The 18670-nt window shown below is 71.0% G+C and carries 16 protein-coding genes; 13 read left to right on the forward strand and 3 right to left on the reverse strand.

All coding sequences use genetic code 11. The annotated features are described in order from the left end of the window. The first annotated feature begins 191 nt into the window (after window positions 1–191). The 5 genes from EDD92_RS32675 to gatB all read left to right on the forward strand — a co-directional run bounded on the left by EDD92_RS32675 (window position 192) and on the right by gatB (window position 6193). Window positions 192–2438: a bifunctional diguanylate cyclase/phosphodiesterase gene (locus tag EDD92_RS32675; protein ID WP_123967644.1), complete on the forward strand. Its 2247-nt coding sequence runs from the start codon at window positions 192–194 to the stop codon at window positions 2436–2438. Between the two features lie 181 nt (window positions 2439–2619). Continuing rightward, the gene (gatC, locus tag EDD92_RS32680; RefSeq protein WP_007384860.1) at window positions 2620–2916 is read left to right on the forward strand and encodes an Asp-tRNA(Asn)/Glu-tRNA(Gln) amidotransferase subunit GatC; all 297 of its coding nucleotides are present in this window, start codon (window positions 2620–2622) and stop codon (window positions 2914–2916) included. Between the two features lie 5 nt (window positions 2917–2921). Beyond that, window positions 2922–4424, forward strand: coding sequence for an Asp-tRNA(Asn)/Glu-tRNA(Gln) amidotransferase subunit GatA (gene gatA, locus EDD92_RS32685; RefSeq protein WP_123967645.1), 1503 nt, complete (start codon window positions 2922–2924; stop codon window positions 4422–4424). Beyond that, window positions 4421–4663: a hypothetical protein gene (locus tag EDD92_RS32690; RefSeq protein WP_030942833.1), complete on the forward strand. Its 243-nt coding sequence runs from the start codon at window positions 4421–4423 to the stop codon at window positions 4661–4663. Before gatA ends, EDD92_RS32690 begins: the two co-directional genes overlap by 4 nt. Window positions 4664–4678: 15 nt before the next feature. Then, window positions 4679–6193, forward strand: coding sequence for an Asp-tRNA(Asn)/Glu-tRNA(Gln) amidotransferase subunit GatB (gene gatB, locus EDD92_RS32695; protein WP_123967646.1), 1515 nt, complete (start codon window positions 4679–4681; stop codon window positions 6191–6193). Window positions 6194–6249: 56 nt separating this feature from the next. Here gatB and EDD92_RS32700 read toward each other — a convergent pair whose 3' ends face one another. Continuing rightward, window positions 6250–7053, reverse strand: coding sequence for a cyclopropane-fatty-acyl-phospholipid synthase family protein (locus EDD92_RS32700; protein WP_123967647.1), 804 nt, complete (start codon window positions 7051–7053; stop codon window positions 6250–6252). A gap of 186 nt (window positions 7054–7239) precedes the next feature. Here EDD92_RS32700 and EDD92_RS32705 point away from each other — a divergent pair, with 186 nt between their 5' ends. The 7 genes from EDD92_RS32705 (at window position 7240) to EDD92_RS32735 (ending at window position 14971) form a co-directional block, all read left to right on the forward strand. Continuing rightward, window positions 7240–7533, forward strand: a complete 294-nt coding sequence (locus tag EDD92_RS32705) for a hypothetical protein (RefSeq protein ID WP_123967648.1) — start codon at window positions 7240–7242, stop codon at window positions 7531–7533. A 190-nt stretch (window positions 7534–7723) separates the two neighbouring features. Further along, entirely contained in the window at window positions 7724–9967 is a 2244-nt protein-coding gene (locus tag EDD92_RS32710) for an MMPL family transporter (protein ID WP_123967649.1), read from the forward strand. Then, window positions 9945–10517, forward strand: a complete 573-nt coding sequence (locus tag EDD92_RS32715) for a GNAT family N-acetyltransferase (protein WP_123967650.1) — start codon at window positions 9945–9947, stop codon at window positions 10515–10517. The genes EDD92_RS32710 and EDD92_RS32715 overlap by 23 nt, the downstream gene beginning before the upstream one ends. Before the next feature lie 79 nt (window positions 10518–10596). Further along, on the forward strand, window positions 10597–11148 hold the full coding sequence (locus tag EDD92_RS32720) for a hypothetical protein (protein ID WP_123967651.1): 552 nt from the start codon (window positions 10597–10599) through the stop codon (window positions 11146–11148). 196 nt (window positions 11149–11344) lie between these two features. Then, entirely contained in the window at window positions 11345–11530 is a 186-nt protein-coding gene (locus EDD92_RS32725) for a hypothetical protein (RefSeq protein WP_123967652.1), read from the forward strand. 188 nt (window positions 11531–11718) lie between these two features. Next, window positions 11719–14757, forward strand: a complete 3039-nt coding sequence (locus tag EDD92_RS32730) for a helix-turn-helix transcriptional regulator (protein ID WP_123970657.1) — start codon at window positions 11719–11721, stop codon at window positions 14755–14757. Between the two features lie 22 nt (window positions 14758–14779). After that, on the forward strand, window positions 14780–14971 hold the full coding sequence (locus EDD92_RS32735; RefSeq protein WP_030942858.1) for a DUF6191 domain-containing protein: 192 nt from the start codon (window positions 14780–14782) through the stop codon (window positions 14969–14971). Window positions 14972–14975: 4 nt separating this feature from the next. Here the strand turns inward: EDD92_RS32735 and EDD92_RS32740 are convergent, their stop codons facing one another. Both EDD92_RS32740 and EDD92_RS32745 read right to left on the reverse strand, forming a co-directional pair. Continuing rightward, on the reverse strand, window positions 14976–16121 hold the full coding sequence (locus tag EDD92_RS32740) for a sorbosone dehydrogenase family protein (protein WP_260327353.1): 1146 nt from the start codon (window positions 16119–16121) through the stop codon (window positions 14976–14978). Window positions 16122–16462: 341 nt separating this feature from the next. Then, window positions 16463–17461, reverse strand: coding sequence for an aldo/keto reductase (locus EDD92_RS32745; RefSeq protein ID WP_123967653.1), 999 nt, complete (start codon window positions 17459–17461; stop codon window positions 16463–16465). A 75-nt stretch (window positions 17462–17536) separates the two neighbouring features. Here EDD92_RS32745 and EDD92_RS32750 point away from each other — a divergent pair, with 75 nt between their 5' ends. Further along, the gene (locus tag EDD92_RS32750) at window positions 17537–18487 is read left to right on the forward strand and encodes a 2-hydroxyacid dehydrogenase (RefSeq protein WP_123967654.1); all 951 of its coding nucleotides are present in this window, start codon (window positions 17537–17539) and stop codon (window positions 18485–18487) included. Window positions 18488–18670: the final 183 nt, after the last annotated feature.

Consider the following 18670-nt stretch of genomic DNA (forward strand, 5'->3'; position numbering starts at 1 on the left):
TCTACGACCGCTGCCCGTGGAAGCCTTCTGCGGCCTACTGTTGAGGTGTGCACCTGCCGTGCCCAGCTGCGGTTGGGGCAACCCCTTGCTCTTGACGAGCAAGGGGAAGGGTTTTCCAACGCGGTGCCGTTGACGGATGTCGGGCAACGGGCCGCGTGGCGTGGGCACCGCCGGCTGTGAGAGGGACGGGAATGGAACCGACCGAGAGCGCCGCCCCTGACTCACGGCTGCGCCTGCGCCGGATCACCGGCGTATGGCGTGCGAGCCGACGGGCCGGGCGGCCTTCGGAGCGTCCGGGTGCGGAGGGGCGCGCCACCGGACAGTACACCGTGTCGGACGGGCGCGCCCCGCACCTCACCGCCGACCACCCTCCCGGACTGCCGGATCCCGAACACGAACGGCACATGTCCTGGCCCGCGCTGCCCGCGGCGGTCGTCGCGGCGGCGGCCTTCGTCCTCGGCGGCGGCTTCTACCGGGGGTTCACGGGGACCCACGCGCTCTTCCCGGCCGGCACCGTCGGCTGGTCCTTCGCCGTGCTGACCGGCATCATCGTCGGCCACCTGGTCATGCTCGGCCGCTCCCGCTGGTGGGGTGGCACCGGCTCCGGCGCCGCGCTCACCCTCGCCGTCCTGCTGCTGTACGGCTGGGTGCCCGCCGGAATGGTCAGCCTCACCGTGGTCGTGCTGGTCGGCATAGCCCGGCGCAACCGCTGGCGCCAGGGCGTGCTGCACGGCTCGGTGGACATCCTCGGCATCGGAGCCGGTGCCCTGGTGCTGGGCGCCTTCGGACGTGTGCCGTCCGTGGAGAAGCCCTGGAACCCCGACACCTGGACCCTCTACACCGCGCCCGAGGTGATGCTGGTCGCCGTCGCATACCTCCTGGTCACCCGCACCCTCCTCTGGTATCTGCACGCTCCGCGCCACGGCGGTCTGCCCACAGTCGCCCGCACCGCCCTGGTCAGACAGGGCCTGGTCGCGGTCGCGCTGCTCGGCATCGCCCCGCTGGTCTGCGTGGTGGCCGTTGCCCAGCCGGTGCTGCTGCCGCTGTTCGCCATCCCGCTGATCGCCCTCGACTCCACCCTGTGGATAGCCCGCGCCCGGGCCGAGGAGCAGCTGCGCGACCCGCTGACCGGGCTGCCCAACCGGCAGTGGCTGCTGGAGCGCATCTGGACCGCTCTGGACGACGCCGAACGCATCGGCGCCCGCGCCGCGCTGATGGTGATCGACCTGGACCGCTTCCGCTCGGTCAACGACACCCTGGGGCATCTCGCCGGCGACCGGCTGCTCCTGCAGATAGCCGACCGGCTGCGCCTCGCCCTGCCCCGCGGAGCGGAGGCCGCTCGGCTCGGCGGCGACGAGTTCGCCGTTTTACTGCCGGTCGCCGACTCCACGACCTCCGCGACCCGGGTCGCCCGGGGCCTCGTCGCCGCTCTCAGCTCCCCGCTCGACCTCGACGGGCTCACCCTCGTCCTGGAGGCCAGCGCGGGTGTCGCCGTCTTCCCGGACCACGCACTGGATGCCGAGGGGCTGCTGCGGCGGGCGGACGTGGCGATGTACCAGGCGAAGCGGGACCGTACGGGCGTCGAGGTGTACGAGTCCAAGCGGGACTCGAACACGCCGGACCGGCTCGGCCTGCTGGGCGATCTGCGCCGGGCGCTGGACGCGCAGGAGGTGGAGCTGCACTACCAGCCCAAGGTCCGCTTCGACGGACAGGTCGCCGGCCTGGAGGCCCTGGTCCGGTGGGTGCATCCCGAGCGCGGGAAGGTGCCGCCGGACGAGTTCATAGCGATCGCCGAGTCGTCGGGGCTGATGCCCCATCTCACGGAGTACGTCCTGGAGACGGCGCTGGCCCAGGTGGCCAGGTGGCGGGCCCAGGGCCTGCATGTGCCGGTCGCGGTCAACGTCTCCCCGCGTGACGTCCACACCCCCGGTTTCGCGGGCTCCGTCGCCGCCCGGCTGGCCCGGCACGGGGTCCCGGCGGGAGCGCTCCAGCTGGAGATAACGGAACACGTCCTGCTCGAGGACCCGCAGCGGGCCGCCGACACACTGGCCGGCCTCACCGGGCACGGCGTGAAGATGTCGCTGGACGACTTCGGCACGGGCTATTCGTCCCTGGTGCATCTGCGGCGGCTGCCGGTGAGCGAGCTGAAGATCGACCGCTCCTTCGTGGCCCGCCTCGCCGTCGACGCGGAGGACGCGGAGATCGTCCGCTGCACGGTCGACCTCGCCCATTCCCTCGGTCTGCTGGTCGTCGCCGAGGGCGTCGAGGACGACGAGACCTGGGAGCGGCTGCGCGACCTCGGCTGCGACGCCGTACAGGGATGGCTGGTCGCAGCCGCGATGCCGGCGGAGGAGACGACGGCGTGGCTGCGGGCACGGGGCTCGCGGGGATGGCAGCGGCCTCGCGCGGCCCTGCCGGCCGCGGCGACAGACGAGTAGTCCGCCCACCGGCCCGCCGCGGGCCGGTCGAGGGGTGGGCGCGGATCGAAGCCCGGGCGGGCGCCGCTGACGCGCCGCCGGCCCGGTGGGCGTAGTGTCCGGGAAACCGTTTCACGGTCACCGGGCCCCGCCCCATAGGATTGGGCCCAAACCACACACTCTCACCCCAGAGGAACGCTGCATGCCTGGCATCACGCGCGAGGAGGTCGCCCACCTCGCCCGGCTGGCGCGTCTGGAGCTGAAGCCCGAAGAGCTCGAACACTTCGCAGGCCAGCTGGACGACATCATCGGCGCGGTGGCTCGCGTCAGCGAGGTCGCCGACCAAGACGTACCGCCGACCTCGCACCCGCTCCCGCTGACGAACGTCATGCGCGCGGACGAGGTCCGTCCGTCGCTCACCCCCGAGCAGGCGCTCTCCGGCGCCCCGGCCCAGGAGCAGCAGCGTTTCAAGGTGCCGCAGATCCTGGGGGAGGACTAACCGCCATGACGGACAACGTCAACATCATCAAGCTGACGGCCGCCGAGACCGCCGCGAAGATCGCCTCCGGTGAGCTCACGGCCGTCCAGGTCACCGAGGCCCACCTGGCCCGTATCGAGGCCGTCGACGAGAAGGTGCACGCCTTCCTGCACATCGACCGCGAGGGTGCCCTGGCCCAGGCCCGTGCCGTCGACGAGAAGCGGGAGCGGGGCGAGAAGCTCGGCCCCCTCGCCGGTGTGCCCCTGGCGCTCAAGGACATCTTCACCACCGAGGGCATCCCGACGACCGTCGGCTCGAAGATCCTGGAAGGGTGGATTCCGCCGTACGACGCCACCCTCACCAAGAGGCTCAAGGCCGCTGACGTCGTCATCCTCGGCAAGACCAACATGGACGAGTTCGCCATGGGGTCGTCGACCGAGAACAGCGCCTTCGGGCCCACCGGCAACCCGTGGGACCTGACCCGCATCCCCGGCGGCTCCGGCGGCGGTTCGTCCGCCGCGCTCGCCTCCTTCCAGGCCCCCCTCGCCATCGGCACCGACACCGGCGGCTCCATCCGCCAGCCGGCCGCCGTCACCGGCACGGTGGGCGTGAAGCCGACGTACGGCGCGGTCTCCCGCTACGGCATGGTCGCCTTCTCCTCCTCCCTGGACCAGGGCGGGCCCTGCGCCCGCACGGTCCTGGACGCGGCGCTCCTGCACGAGGTCATCGCCGGGCACGACCCGCTCGACTCGACGTCCATCGACGCGCCCGTCCCGCCGGTCGTCGAGGCCGCGCGCAACGGCAGCGTCGAGGGCATGCGCGTCGGTGTCGTGAAGCAGTTCCGCGGCGAGGGCTACCAGGCCGGCGTCATCCAGCGGTTCGACGAGTCCGTCGCGCTGCTGAAGGAGCTGGGCGCCGAGATCGTCGAGCTGGACTGCCCGTCCTTCGACCTCGCGCTGTCGGCGTACTACCTGATCGCGCCGAGCGAGTGTTCCTCGAACCTCGCCCGTTTCGACGGGCTCCGCTACGGCCTGCGTACCGGCGACGACGGCTCGCACTCCGCCGAGGAGGTCACCTCCCTCACCCGTGAGGCGGGCTTCGGCCCCGAGGTGAAGCGCCGCATCATGCTCGGCACGTACGCCCTGTCGAGCGGCTACTACGACGCGTACTACGGCTCCGCCCAGAAGGTCCGCACGCTCATCACGCGCGACTTCGAGAAGGCCTTCGAGCAGGTCGACGTCATCGTCTCGCCGACCACGCCCACCACCGCCTTCCCGATCGGCGAGCGCGCCGACGACCCGATGGCGATGTACCTGGCCGACCTCTGCACCATCCCCACGAACCTCGCGGGCAACGCGGCCATGTCGCTGCCCTGCGGTCTGGCCCCGGAGGACAACCTCCCGGTCGGCCTGCAGATCATCGCTCCGGCGCTGAAGGACGACCGTCTTTACAAGGTCGGCGCAGCCGTCGAGGCCGCCTTCGTGGAAAGGTGGGGGCACCCGCTCCTCGAGGAGGCTCCGTCGCTGTGACCAAGGCACTGACCAAGGCCAAGGACTTCAAGAAGTCCAAGTCCGGTACGTACGTGTCCATCGCCACCACCGCCTTCGGCGCGTTCGGTGTCGCCAAGCGGATCAAGAAGGCCAAGGCCGAACAGGACACGCTGCGGCTGATCGACGCGACGGTGGCCGCCGTCGGCATCGTCACCGGCCTCGCCATCCTGTACCGCGAGCTGAAGCGGCTGGGCGACGACGACGTCCTGCTGGGCTGAGAGGGAAGTTTCACCGTGACCACCACGACCGACCTGGAGTCGTACGAGGACGCGCTGGCGTCGTACGACCCCGTCATGGGCCTTGAGGTCCATGTCGAACTCGGCACCAAGACCAAGATGTTCTGCGGCTGTTCGACCGAACTCGGTCAGGACGCCAACACGCAGACCTGCCCCACCTGCCTCGGCCTGCCCGGCGCGCTCCCGGTCGTCAACGCGATCGGTATCGAGTCGGCGATCAAGATCGGTCTCGCGCTGAACTGCGAGATCGCCGAGTGGTGCCGCTTCGCCCGGAAGAACTACTTCTATCCGGACATGCCGAAGAACTTCCAGACCTCCCAGTACGACGAGCCGATCGCCTTCAACGGCTACCTCGATGTACAGCTCGAGGACGGCGAGACCTTCCGCGTGGAGATCGAGCGCGCCCACATGGAGGAGGACACCGGCAAGTCGACGCACGTCGGCGGCGCGACGGGCCGTATCCACGGTGCCTCGCACTCGCTGCTCGACTACAACCGGGCCGGCATCCCGCTCATCGAGATCGTCACCAAGCCGATCGTCGGCGCGGGCGACCGCGCCCCCGAGGTGGCGAAGGCGTACGTCCGTGAGCTGCGCGAGGTCATCAAGGCGCTCGGTGTGTCGGAAGCCCGCATGGAAATGGGGCAGATGCGCTGCGACGTGAACCTCTCGCTGATGCCCAAGGGCAGCGAGAAGTTCGGCACGCGCTCCGAGACGAAGAACGTCAACTCGCTGCGGTCCGTGGAGCGTGCGGCCCGTTTCGAGATCCAGCGGCACGCGGCCGTGCTGAACAGCGGCGGCACGATCATCCAGGAGACCCGCCACTTCCACGAGGACACCGGGTCGACGACCTCGGGCCGGGTGAAGGAAGAGGCCGAGGACTACCGGTACTTCCCCGAGCCGGACCTGGTGCCGGTGGCCCCCTCGCGCGAGTGGGTCGAGGAGATCCGGGCGGCGCTCCCCGAGATGCCGCTGGCCCGCCGTACCCGGCTGCTCGCCGAGTGGGGCATCTCCGCCACCGACATGCAGGCGATCCTCAACGCCGGTGCGCTGGACCCGATCGTCGCGACGATCGACGCCGGTGCCGACGCGGCCTCGGCCCGCAAGTGGTGGATGGGTGAACTGGCGCGCAGCGCCAACGAGTCGGGCACCTCGCTCGACGAGCTGGCGATCACGCCGGAGCAGGTCGCCCGGGTCACCGCGCTGGTCAACTCCGGTGATCTGAACGACAAGCTGGCCCGCCAGGTCATCGAGGGCGTTCTCGCGGGCGAGGGCACCCCGGACGAGGTCGTCGAGAAGCGCGGGCTGAAGGTCGTCTCCGACGACTCGGCGCTGGGCACGGCGGTCGACGAGGCCATCGCCGGCAACCCGGGCATCGCCGACAAGATCCGCGGCGGCAAGGTGGCCGCGGCCGGCGCCCTGGTCGGCGCCGTCATGAAGGCGACCCGCGGTCAGGCCGACGCGGCCCGCGTCAAGGAGCTGATCCTGCAGAGGCTGGGCGTCAGCGAGGGCTGAGCACGCGACTCGGGGGCTGCGTCGACGTATCGGCGCAGCCCCCGAGTCATGTCAACTCACAGCCGGCGTCCCACGATCCGTGCGAAACCGAGCAGATGCCCGACGTCGGCGTGCATGAGGTCCACGGACCAGCGCGCCATGTCCGCCATGAACTCGCTGGAGCTCTCCTCGGCGCACACCTCGCTCCACAGCAGCCAGTCGCGCCAGCCGTCCTCGAGCCAGTCGGCCGTCTCGACCTCCACGGCCCTGCTGCGGGTCCACAGGCGGCGCCACCACTCGGGGGTGTGGAACGCCCAGAAACCGGGGTCCTTCTCCCAGTACTCCTTCAGGTGCTCCGGCGGCTCGTCGCCCTCCGGTTCCTGCCGGAGTGCCGGTACGACGATCCCGATCCGTCCGCCCGGCTTCAACAGCCGGGTCAGCGTGGGCAGATAGAGATCGTTGGTGCCGAAGTACTGGTACGCGTCGACGGACACGATCGCGTCGAACGTGCCCTGGCCGAACGGCAGGTCGTGTGCCTCGGCGTACACGGGCAGCACGCGGTCGGCGACGCCCGCCTCGGCGATGCGTACGGCGTTCTCGTCGGGCTTCACCCACAGGTCGGCCGCGGTGACCTGGACGTCGTACTCCCTGGCGAGGAAGACGGACGTCATCGCGCGGCCGCAGCCCAGGTCGAGGACGCGGGCGCCGGGGCGCAGCTCCTCGAGGCCGAGTGCGGGGGCCAGCCACTCCAGCAGCCACAGGGCGTGCGGGCCCATCTGGTTCTCGACGGTCCAGCGGGCGTCGTAGCGGCTGCTGCGGGACCAGCGGGGGTGGGTGAGGCGGTCAGTCAGGTCGTCGTTCGTGGTCCTGGTGTCGGACATCGGTGAACGGGCTCCTTGTGATCTTCGTAGTGGAAGTCGATGCGTAGGAGCTCGGTCGGACCTTCAAACAATGCACCCGCTTCGGTCGTCGGCGAGGAGCCGGGGACTGTCGACGGGCGGAAGCTAGCAGCTGTCGTGGACGCCCCGCACCTGGTTTCTCGGCGGGACGCGCTAGGCTCGCCCGCCATGAGTGGACGCGGTGATTCCGAGATACCGGACGTCGTGGACCCCGCCGAGGTCGCGCGGCGGGCCCGTTGGACGGCGGCCGGGACCGGGGCGCTGCTGGCCCTCGCGGGGCTGGCCGCGTCGGTGCTCCGGGTCATCGGTTCCGCTCCGGCGCTGGTGCCGGCCGCGTACGCCCTCGGCGCCTTCGTGTGCGGGCTGGCCGCGGTGCTGGGCTCCCGGGGGCGCACCCGGCGGGCGCTGTGGCTGCTGATCATCGGGGCGATGGTGATGGCGCTGGGGGACCAGTTCGACTGAGGTGACAGAGTTGTCGTTACTGTCCTGTGATCTGGCTCCCACTCGTGTGAATAAGTCCACGAATGGCATAAACGATCATTTCTGCCTGTAAGAGTGGTCTTCGCATTGCTCATGCGTTCTTTGCGGGCTGTTCATCTTGTGAACGACTGTTCCCGGTCAAAGATCCACAAATCCACCTGGGAGCACGTTCGTGGCAGCCCTTGCACGCTGGTGTGTTCGGCACCGCCTCGTCGCGGTACTGCTGTGGCTCCTCGCCTTCGGCGGGGTGAGCGCGGCCGCCGCCGTCACCGGCTCGGCGTACTCGAACGACTACGAGGCTCCCGGCACCCAGTCCGGCCGGGCCATGCAGCTGCTGCAGGACGGCTTCCCGGGGTTCGGCGGCGACAGCGACACCGTTGTCTGGCACACCACCTCAGGCACCGTCCGCGCCGCCGACGTCGAACAGACGATGACCGAGACCCTGGACAAGATCGCGGACCTGCCCGGCATCGCGTCCGTCGCCGGTCCCTACGACGGCCAGGGCACGGGCCGGATCAGCGCCGACGGGCACACCGCGTACGCCACGGTCACCTTCGACGACCGGGCCGAGGACATCAAGAAGCCCGAGGCCGAAGCCGTCGTACGCACGGCCGAGGCGGCCCGGGCCGACGGTCTCCAGGTGGAGCTCGGCGGCAGCGCCATCGGGCTCACCGAGTCCGCGGGCGGGCATCTGGCCGAGGTGGTCGGCGTGGTCGTCGCCGCCGCCGTCCTGTTCCTCGCCTTCGGCTCGCTCGCCGCCTCGATGCTGCCCATCGCGACCGCACTGGTCAGCGTCGGCACCGCGTACGGCGCGATCGTGCTGCTCGGGCACGCCATGACCGTCGCCGACTTCGCGCCCATGCTCGGCATGCTGATCGGACTCGGCGTCGGCATCGACTACGCGCTGTTCATCGTCACCAGACACCGGCGCGGACTCAAACGCGGGCTGTCCGTCACCGAGGCGGTCACGGGCGCCGTGGCGACCACGGGACGCGCCGTGGTCTTCGCGGGTGCCACGGTTTGCATCGCCCTGCTGGGGATGCTGATCCTCAGACTGAGCTTCCTCAACGGCGTCGCGATCGCCGCCTCCTTGACCGTCGTCCTGACGGTCGCGGCCTCCATCACCCTGCTGCCCGCCCTGCTGTCCTTCATCGGCCCGCGTGCCCTGAGCCGGCGCGAGCGGCGCCATCTGGAGGAGCACGGTCCGCAACCGGAACTGCCGACCGGGTTCGCCCACCGCTGGTCGGCGTTCGTGGAACGCCATCCCAAGGTGCTGGGCATCGTCGCACTGGTCGTCATGACCGTCCTGGCGCTGCCCACCCTCTCTCTCCACCTGGGCACCTCCGACCAGGGCAACGACCCCAGGACGTCCACCACCAGGCAGGCCTACGACCTGCTCGCCGACGGTTTCGGGCCCGGCGTGAACGGCCCGCTGACCGTGGTGACGCGCGTCGACGGAGCCGAGGACAAGCTTGCCCTCGACAACCTCGACGCCACCATCCGCACCACCGAGGGTGTCGCGTCGGTGACTCCGGTGACCTACAACACCGGCGGCGACACCGCGTACTTCACGATCGTCCCCGAGTCGGCGCCCCAGTCGCAGAAGACCAGCGACCTGGTCGACCGGCTGCGCACCGAGGTGCTGCCGCGCGCCGAGACCGGCACCTCGCTCGACCTGCACGTCGGCGGCGTGACGGCGAGTTACGACGACTTCGCCGACGTCATCGTCGGCAAGCTGCCCCTGTTCGTGGGCGTCGTCATCGGCCTCGGCTGTCTGCTCCTGCTGCTCGCGTTCCGGTCCATCGGCATCCCGGTGAAGGCCGCCGCGATGAACGTCGCGGCCGTCGCCGCCGCCTTCGGCGTCGTCGTCGCGATCTTCCAGTGGGGCTGGGGGAGCGAGCTGCTGGGCCTCGGCCGCGCGGGTCCCATCGAGCCCTTCCTCCCCGTGATCATGGTGTCCGTCCTCTTCGGGCTCTCCATGGACTACCAGGTCTTCCTGGTCAGCCGGATGTACGAGGAGTGGCTGGAGACCGGCGACAACCGGCGTGCCGTCCGCGTGGGGCTCGCCGAGACCAGCCGGGTGATCAACTCCGCCGCGGTCATCATGATCTCGGTCTTCCTCGCCTTCGTCCTCAGCGGCGACCGTGTGATCGCCATGTTCGGCATCGCGCTCGCCTCCGCCGTTGCCCTCGACGCCTTCGTGCTCCGCACCCTGCTGGTACCGGCTCTCATGCACATGCTGGGCGGCGCCAACTGGTGGCTGCCCCGCTGGCTCGACCAGCGCCTGCCCCGCATCAGCATCGAACCGCCGGAGGCCCGCGCGGCCCATGAGAGGCTGGCCGCGGCGACGGACGCCGAGGTGGCGGACGTACTGGCGAAGGGGCAGGACGAGGATGTACGCGATACCTCTGGGTGACGACGCCGAACTTCGTCCCCTGGAGCCCTGGCACGCCGAGGAGTTCCTGGCGCATCTGGAGCGCGGACGGGACTTCATCGGACAGTTCATCGCCTTCGGCTCCAGGGCCGTCGACGTGCCCTCCGCGCGCGAGACGCTCCAGCGGTACGCCGACATGCGCGCCGCCGACACCGGCTCGTACCACGGCATCTGGCTGGACGGAAAACTCGTGGGCGGCGTGCTCACGCTGAACTTCGACGCGGAGACCGGCAACGCCGAGGTCGGCTGCTGGCTGGAGCCCGCGGCGACGGGCCGCGGACTGATCACCCGGGCGATGCGGGTGCTCATCGACTGGGTGGTCGAGGAGCGCGGCATCCACCGCATCGAATGGGTCGCCGCCTCGGGGAACGTCCCCAGCCTGAACGTCGCCCGGCGCCTCGGAATGACCCGCGATGGGGTACGACGCCAGGCGCACCCCTATGGTGGGGTGCGGCACGACCTCGAGGTGTGGTCGATCCTCGCCCCGGAGTGGCGCGCAGCACGCGCGGGTGCCGCACACAACGATCAGTAACGATCCGTAAGAAGAGGCCTCCACGATCGCCTGGCGATCATTAAGAGACCTCTCAGACAGCGTCCGTACGGTGCGAGGTATGGGAACCACCAAGACTGATGACCAGGCCGGCACGACCGAGGCCACCGAAGTGAAGCCCGACGAGGAGACGGTGGACGCCACCGCAGCCGAGGAGACCCCTGAGGAGGCGACCGCCGAGGCCGACCTTGTCGAGGCCGAGGGCGAGGAGCCCTCCGGCGTCGGGCAGGGCGCGGGTGCCGTCGTCTCCGCCGCGCTCGGCTTCGTCTCGCTGTCCGGTAGCTGGGTCGGGACCGTGGCGTCCGCGCGCCAGTCGCTCATCGGCCAGATGCACGCACAGACCTCGTCGGCCTCCGGCGTCGCCAAGCTCCTCAAGGAGGGCTACGGCGACGCCTGGCAGGCCACCGCGCTGTGGGGCGGCATCTTCGCGCTGCTCGCGCTGGTCGTCGGCGTCGTGGTGCTCGCCCGGCCCGCGTTCGGCGCCCCCGGCAGGCCGCAGGCGGTCTGGATCAAGTCGGTCGCCTGGGGCGGTGTGACGCTCGGCGTCATCGGCCTGCTCCTGGCCGTCCTCAAGTACACCGACGTACTGCTCGGGCTGCCCTCCGCGAGCTGAGTCACCGCAGGTCCTGAGGGGTCTTAGGGCATCCGTAAGCACCTTACGGAGCTCCTGAGGCCCCTCACGCACATCTAAGGCCCCCGGCGGGCCCGAAGATGCGGAACTCTCCCGATGTGGCGTACCCCCCTTGGAGACGAAGGTTGAGGCATCGCAGCAAGCGAAGCCGAAAACCGCCTCTCACAAGGGACACACCATGTACGAGTACGAGATCTCCCAGCTCCGCTCCGCCGAACGGATCCGCCAGGCCGAGCAGGAGCGGCTGGCCCGCGAGGTCGTCCGCAGCCGCCGCGCCGCCCGCCACGAGGCCGCCCGCCATGCCGCCGAGGACGAAAGCCATAGTCCGCGTCTTCGCCGGCTCCGCTCCGCCCGCGCGGCGTGAGCGCGGGACTCGTCCGGGAGGGCGGCCGCGAAATCTCAGCCCGGCCGGCGTTCGAGGACGAGACCCCTTCGGGGCCGAAGCGGGAGTCTGGGGGCGGCAGCCCCCAGCAGACGGCAACACCGAAGCCGGACAACGTGCACCACACCGGCTCGGTGAAAACCGGTGCCGCGTCGCCGGACACCCGTGCGATGCTCGGGCTCGTGGAGACCAGGTCCGTCAGTCCCGTGTTCGTAGGTCGCGCCGAAGAGCTGGAGATATTGAAGGATGCGCTCGCCCGTGCCGCCGCGGGCGAGCCGCAGGCCCTGCTGATCGGCGGGGAGGCCGGGGTCGGCAAGACCCGGCTGGTCGAGGAGTTCGCCACCGCGGCCTGTCGTGAGGGCGCCGTCGTCGCGCTCGGCGGCTGTGTCGAGATCGGCGCCGACGGGCTGCCCTTCGCCCCCTTCTCCACCGCGCTGCGCGCCCTGCGCCGCGAACTGCCCGAGCAGCTCGCCGCCGCGGCCGCCGGCCAGGAGGAGGAGCTCACCCGGCTCCTGCCCGAACTGGGCGAAGCCTCCGGAGGACGGCACGACGAGGAGGGCATGGCCCGCCTCTTCGAACTCACCGCCCGCGTCCTGGAGCGCGTCGCCGCCGACCGGACCGTCGTCGTCGCCCTTGAAGACCTCCACTGGGCCGACGCCTCCACCCGCCACCTCCTCGCCTATCTCTTCCGCACCCTGCGCACCGGCCGCCTGGTCGTCCTCGCCACCTACCGCGCCGACGACATCCACCGCCGTCACCCGCTGCGCCCCCTGCTCGCGGAACTCGACCGGCTGCGCACCGTCCGCCGTGTCGAACTCGGCCGCTTCAACCGGGAGGAGGTCGGCCGCCAGATCGCCGGCATCCTCGCCGCCGAACCGGACTCCACCCAGGTCGACGACATCTTCGAACGCTCCGACGGCAACGCCTTCTTCGTCGAGGAACTCGCCGTCTGCGCCAGCGAGGGCTGCGGTACCGGCCTCACCGACTCCCTCCGCGACCTGCTTCTGGTCCGTGTCGAGGGCCTGCCCGAGATGGCCCAGCGGGTCGCCCGGATCGTCGCCGAGGGCGGCTCCACCGTCGAGTACCGGCTGCTCGCCGCCGTCGCCGGGCTCTCCGAGGACGATCTCATCGAGGCGCTGCGGGCCGCCGTGAACGCCAACATCCTGCTGGCCACGCCTGACGGTGACGGCTACCGCTTCCGCCACTCCCTGGTCCGCGAGGCCGTCAGCGACGACCTGCTGCCCGGCGAGCGCTCCCGCCTCAACCGCCGCTATGCCGAGGCCCTGGAGGCCGACCCGGCGCTCGTCCCCGCCGACCAGCGCGTCATGCGCCTGGCCAGCTACTGGTACCACGCCCACAGTGCGGCCAAGGCCCTCCCCGCCGTCCTGGACGCCTCCGTCGAGGCCCGCTGCCGCCACGCCTACAGCGAGCAACTGCGGCTCCTGGAACGGGCGATGGAGCTGTGGGACACCGCCCCCGAGGACGTACGGGGCCGGCTGCGCCCCATCGACTACACCGAGGTCTACCCGCCCTGCGGCTGCGACCCGGCCACCACACCCCTGCGCTATATGGACCTGATGGCCGAGGCCGCGGTCGCCGGCCGGCTGTCCGGTGAACGCGAACGCGCCCTGAAGATCACCAAGCGCGCCCTGCATCTGCTGGAGGACGAGGGCGACCCGCTGCGCGCCGCCTGGTTCTGGGTCCAGCGCTCCCGTCTCGTGCAGGCCCTGGCCCGGGGCGACGGCTGGCAGGAACTCGGCACCGCCCAGGAGCTTGTCCGCGGCCTGCCGCCCTCCGAGGTCCACGCCGAGGTGCTCTCCACCGCCGCCAACTGGTCGATGCTCCACGAACCCGGCCCCGACGCCCTCTCGTCCGCCGAGCGCGCCGTCGAGTACGCGCGCATGGTCGGCGCCCGCGAGATCGAGCTCAACGCCCGCCTCACCTACGGCGGCCTCATGGTCGACGCGGGCTCCGTCGAGGCGGGCCTCGCCGAGATGCACGAGGTCAAGGACCGGGCCCTGGAGGAGGGCGTCGCGTACGTCGCCGGTCGCGCCTACATCAATCTCGCCTCCGAACTGGACGCGGTCGGCCGCACCCGGGAAGCCGTTCCCCTCCTCCAGGAAGGCCTCGTCCACACCAGGAAGTTCGGCCAGCTGGACTCCGAGGCCTGGGTGTGGGCCAACCTCTCCGAGGCGCTCTACTCCCTGGGCCGCTGGGACGAGGCCGCCGACGCGGCGACCGGCGCCCTGCGCGTGGGACACGGCGCCAAGCCCCGGGGCGGCGGCGCCAGCTGCCTCGCGCACGTCGCCCTCGGCCGCGGCGACCTGCCCGAGGCCGCGCGTCAACTCGCAGCCGCCCGCGGCTACTTGGGCACGCACGATCCCATGCCTCAGCACACCCTGCTCCTCTCCCGCATCGAGATCGGCGTGGCCGCCGGCGAGGGCCGCCTCCTCGACGCCCGGGCCGAACTCGCCCGCGCCCTGGTCTCCGACATACCGCCCGGCACCCAGCGCTACGGCTGGCCCCTGCTGCTCGCCGCCGCCACCGCCGAGGCCGACGCGCAGACCCTGCCCGCGGCGGCACCGGGCCGCGCCGACGCCCTCGAACGGCTCCGCGCGGCCGTCAAGAAGACCACCACCGACACCCCCATCTGGCTCGCCCACGAGCAGTGGGTCCGCGCCGAACTCGCCCGCGCCGAGGGCTGCGACACCACCGACACCTGGTCGGACGTGGTCACCGCCTTCGAAGCCCTTGACCGCCCCTACGACCTGGCCCGTGTCCGCCACCGGCTGGCCGCGGCTCTGCTCGCCTCGGGCGGCGACGACGAGCGCGACCGCGCCACCGAACTGCTGCGCCTGGCCCACGCCGTGGCCGACCACCTCGGCGCGCGACCCCTCGCCGACGCCGTCGCCCTGCTCGCCCAGCGGGCCCGTCTCGCCCTGAAGCGCGTCCCGGACCGGCGGCCCGCCGACCCTGCGGAGGCGCTCGGGCTCACCGGGCGGGAACGCGACGTCCTGCGCCTGGTCGCCGCCGGTCGCACCAACCGCCAGATCGCCGAGGAACTCTTCATCTCCCCGAAGACCGCCAGCGTCCATGTGTCGAACATTCTGGGCAAGCTCGGCGTCTCAGGAAGAGGAGAGGCGGCGGCGGTGGCGCATCGACGGGGACTCTTCCCGCCGGGGGACGGCGACCGGCTGATCGCCGGATGACGGAGCAGCTGAAGGGAAAGCGATGTTCAACGTCTTCGAGGAACTCTTCGCACCCGGCCGCAAACACACCCGCGACGAGAAGAAGAGGCTGGAGCTGACCCGCGAGGACGTCGGCGACAACGACCCCGGACGCGGGCCGATAGACCTCGAGTCCGGGAAGGTCGTCGTACGGCCGCCTCGGCACGAGGACGAAACAGACGCTGCCGAGGAGTGATTCCTCAGCCGACCTGCAGCTCGAGTATTCGGTCATCGCCGGACTTCGGGTCTCCTCGCCCGTCCGTGTTGCTCGTCGTCAGCCACAGCTTGTCGCCGCCGGCCGAGACAACGGTGCGCAGGCGGCCGTACTCGCCCTGCAGGAAGGGCTGTGGATCTGCCGAGGTCGCCGTGCCGTTCAGGGGTATGCGCCACAGGCGCCGGCCCTTCAGGCCCGCCATCCAGATCGAACCCTCGGCGTAGGCGATGCCGCTGGGGGAGGCGTCGTCCGTGTGCCACTGGGCTATCGGGTTGTGGTACTTGGGGTCGGACGACCTGCCCTCGGCGTCCGGCCAGCCGTAGCTGTCGCCCGGCTTGATCGCGTTCAGTTCGTCCCAGGTGTCCTGGCCGAACTCCGAGGCGAACAGGCGCTGTTCGGGGTCCCAGGCCAGGCCCTGAACGTTGCGGTGACCGTAGGTGTAGACGGGGGAGTCCGGAAAGGGGTTGCCGGGAGCCGGGTCGCCCTCCGGGGTGAGACGGAGGATCTTGCCGCCCAGGGACTTCTCGTCCTGGGCCAGGCCCCGGTTTCCGCTCTCGCCCGTGCCCGCGTACAGCATCCTGTCCGGGCCGAAGGCGATCCGGCCGCCGTTGTGGATATAGCCCTTGGGGATGCCCTTGAAGATCGTGTCCGGCGCGCCCAGCTGTTCGCCGGCCGGCTTCTTCGCGTCGTACAGCAGACGGACGATGCGGTTGTCCGAGGCCGAGGTGAAGTACGCGTAGATCATGTGGTCCGCGGCATAGTCCGGGGAGAGCGCGATGCCGAGGAGGCCGCCCTCTCCGGCGGGGGAGACCCCGGACACCTTGCCCAGCTCGGTCTTCCTGCCCGTCTTCTCGTCGACCTTCGTGATCGTCCCCTCGTCCCGGGAGGAGACGAGCAGGCCTCCGCCGGGCAGCCGGGCGAGGCCCCACGGAGTGTTCAGGCCCGTGGTGACCGTGCGCAGCACCTTGACGGAACCCTTGGCGGGCGGGGCCTTTTCTGCCGCCTGCTGGGACGGGGACGCATGCGAGGCAGTGCTCCCCGGCCCCGTACTGTCACCGCCCCCTCCGCCCCCACCGCTGGAGGAACAGCCGGCCGTCAGCAGGAGCGCGGTCGAGGCCAGCATGGCCGGCACAGCTCGTCGTAGCACGATCTTGGTCCCTTCGGCGGCGGTCCAGCAGCAGGTTCTACTTGTCTTACACCGCTCGCGTCTCGCAGGTTCCCGGTCGACGGATCCCGAATCTCCGCCGCCGCGACCAGCCGCCCGCTTTCGGTCCCATGACCGCCAGCCTCAGTCCCAGGATCCCCGCGCGGCCGGCAGTGTGCTGCGCTTGCGCCGGCCCCCAGGCCAGTGTGGCCTGGGCGGGGGTGACTTGGTTGTCGTGGTGGGGCGTGATGTCTTGCTGGATCCCGTGCGACGGGCTGGGTCCAGTTGTCGTCTGGTTCCGGCTGTCGTCTCCGCGGGAACCGCCGGCTTCAGTCCCAGGATCCCCGCGCACCCGGCAGTCCCGCCACTTCGGCGAGGTCCTCCGGGGTCAGCCGGAGTGCTGCGGAGGCGGCGTTCTCCCTTGCCCAGCGCTCCTGCTTGGTGCCCGGGACCGGGATCACGTGCCGTCCCTGTGCCAGCACCCAGGCCAGGGCGATCTGGGCGGGCGTGACCTCGTCGCCGTGCCGGGCCGCGATCCGGCGCAGGCCGGCCACGATCGGCTGGTTCGCGGCCATCATCTCCGCGGTGAAACGGGGGTGGCGGGCGCGCACGTCGTCCGGTTCGAAGCCCTGGCCCGGGGTGAGCGTTCCGGTCAGGTAGCCGTTCCCGAGCGGCATCGCGGCCAGGAAGCCGACGTCACGCGCCTCGCACCATGGCAGCAGCGACTCCAGTGCCTCCGGCGACCACACCGACAGCTCGGCCTCCACCGCGCTCACCGGGAACACCTGCTGCACCCGCTGGAGTTGCTTGATCGTCGCGTCGTGCAGTCGGCCGCCGGAGCGCCGACCGCCGCGGGCGCCCATCGCGCACAGCCCCAACGCCCGTACCTTTCCGGCCTGGACGAGCTCAGCCATCGCGCCCCAGGTCTCCTCGACCGGGACCTCGGGATCCTCGCGGTGCAGCTGGTAGAGATCGATGACGTCCGTCTGCAGGCGCCTCAGCGACGCGTCGCAGGCACGCTTCACATAGCCGGGGCGGCCGTTGGCCACGATGTGCTGCTCGCCCACCAGCAGGCCGACCTTCGTCGACACGAAGGCGTCCTGCCGGCGCTCCTTCAACGCCCGCCCCACCAGCAGCTCGTTGGTGAACGGGCCATACATGTCGGCCGTGTCGAGGAGGTTCGAGCCCGCGTCCAGCGCCCGGTGCACCGCCCTGAGCGACGCGTCGCCCCGCTGCCGCGACCCGCTGTACGCCCAGCTCATCGGCATGCACCCGAGTCCGACGGCCCCCACCGCGAGTGCCCCCGCGCCGATCGTCCTGCGCTCCACCTGCTCGTGACCCTCCCTCTCCTGGCCCCCCAACCTAACCTCTGCACTCCCATGTCCCTGACATAGCCTCCTGACATGACTGCTGACGTGTGGCTTTCCATCCCGCCAGACACCATCGAGGGGCTTCCCGAAGGCCCCAACTACCGTTTCTGGGACGGCGCCGACGACTTCCCCGCGGACCCTGCCGACTGCGTCTACTACGTCGTTCCCTATATGAAGCCCGGTGAGGTGGGCGTACGTCCCCTGCCCGTGTTGAGCGGCGTGCAGGTCGTACAGACCCTGTCGGCCGGCATCGACAGCCTGGAGCCGGGGCTGAAGCACCTGCGTCCCGGCGTGCAGGTGTGCAACGCGCGCGGGGTGCACGAGGCGAGCACCGCCGAGCTCGCGCTCACGCTGATCCTCGCTTCGCTGCGCGGCGTCCCCGACTTCGTGCGCGCCCAGGGCCGAGGGGAGTGGCTCGGCGGTTTCCGGCCCGCGCTGGCCGACAAGAACGTCCTCATCATCGGTTACGGGTCGATCGGATCCGCCATCGAGGACCGGCTCGTGCCGTTCGAGGTGGCGCGGGTGGCGCGCGTCGCGCGCTCTGAGCGCACCACGGCGCGCGGTCCGGTGCATCCGCTCACCGATCTGCCCGCCCTGCTCCCCGAAGCGGACGTCGTCGTCCTCGTCACGCCCCTCACCGAGGCCACCCGCGGCCTGGCCGGCGCCGAATTCCTCGCGCGCATGAAGGACGGCGCACTCCTCGTGAACGTCTCCCGCGGCCCCGTCGTCGACTCGAAGGCCCTGCTCGCCGAGGTGGAGACCGGCCGCATCACCGCAGCCCTCGACGTCACGGACCCGGAGCCGCTGCCCCGCGAACACCCCCTGTGGCGTGCGCCCGGCGTCCTCATCAGCCCCCATGTCGGCGGCCCCACGTCCGCGTTCCTGCCCCGCGCCAAGCGACTGCTGGTGGACCAGTTGACCCGGTTCGTGAACCGGGAGCCGCTGCGCAACGTGATCCTTACGACAGGCGCAACCGGCGCGTGACCCCGACGACTTGAGCGTCCCGTGCGCGCCCCGCGCGACGGGCGTAACGGGCGTGTAGTCCGATTCCGGTACCCTCCGCAACCTTGTGGACGCGGTCCGTGCTCACATTCCCGCTGGTCGTCACGGAGCGTAGAGGAACTATGTCCCTGAGTGACGAGACTGGTGTATCGTCCCGAGCAGGGG

Source organism: Streptomyces sp. TLI_185 (genome assembly GCF_003814765.1).
In the GTDB taxonomy this organism is placed as follows: domain Bacteria; phylum Actinomycetota; class Actinomycetes; order Streptomycetales; family Streptomycetaceae; genus Streptomyces.

What these genes read in the sequence shown, in the direction of transcription:
- EDD92_RS32705 (WP_123967648.1), top strand. Translation starts at nt 7,240, where the DNA reads ATGAGTGGACGCGGTGATTCCGAGATACCGGACGTCGTGGACCCCGCC.
- EDD92_RS32735 (WP_030942858.1), top strand. Translation starts at nt 14,780, where the DNA reads ATGTTCAACGTCTTCGAGGAACTCTTCGCACCCGGCCGCAAACACACC.
- EDD92_RS32720 (WP_123967651.1), top strand. Translation starts at nt 10,597, where the DNA reads ATGGGAACCACCAAGACTGATGACCAGGCCGGCACGACCGAGGCCACC.
- EDD92_RS32715 (WP_123967650.1), top strand. Translation starts at nt 9,945, where the DNA reads ATGTACGCGATACCTCTGGGTGACGACGCCGAACTTCGTCCCCTGGAG.
- EDD92_RS32675 (WP_123967644.1), top strand. Translation starts at nt 192, where the DNA reads ATGGAACCGACCGAGAGCGCCGCCCCTGACTCACGGCTGCGCCTGCGC.
- EDD92_RS32750 (WP_123967654.1), top strand. Translation starts at nt 17,537, where the DNA reads ATGACTGCTGACGTGTGGCTTTCCATCCCGCCAGACACCATCGAGGGG.
- gatA (WP_123967645.1), top strand. Translation starts at nt 2,922, where the DNA reads ATGACGGACAACGTCAACATCATCAAGCTGACGGCCGCCGAGACCGCC.
- EDD92_RS32725 (WP_123967652.1), top strand. Translation starts at nt 11,345, where the DNA reads ATGTACGAGTACGAGATCTCCCAGCTCCGCTCCGCCGAACGGATCCGC.
- gatC (WP_007384860.1), top strand. Translation starts at nt 2,620, where the DNA reads ATGCCTGGCATCACGCGCGAGGAGGTCGCCCACCTCGCCCGGCTGGCG.
- EDD92_RS32730 (WP_123970657.1), top strand. Translation starts at nt 11,719, where the DNA reads ATGCTCGGGCTCGTGGAGACCAGGTCCGTCAGTCCCGTGTTCGTAGGT.
- EDD92_RS32700 (WP_123967647.1), bottom strand. Translation starts at nt 7,053, where the DNA reads ATGTCCGACACCAGGACCACGAACGACGACCTGACTGACCGCCTCACC.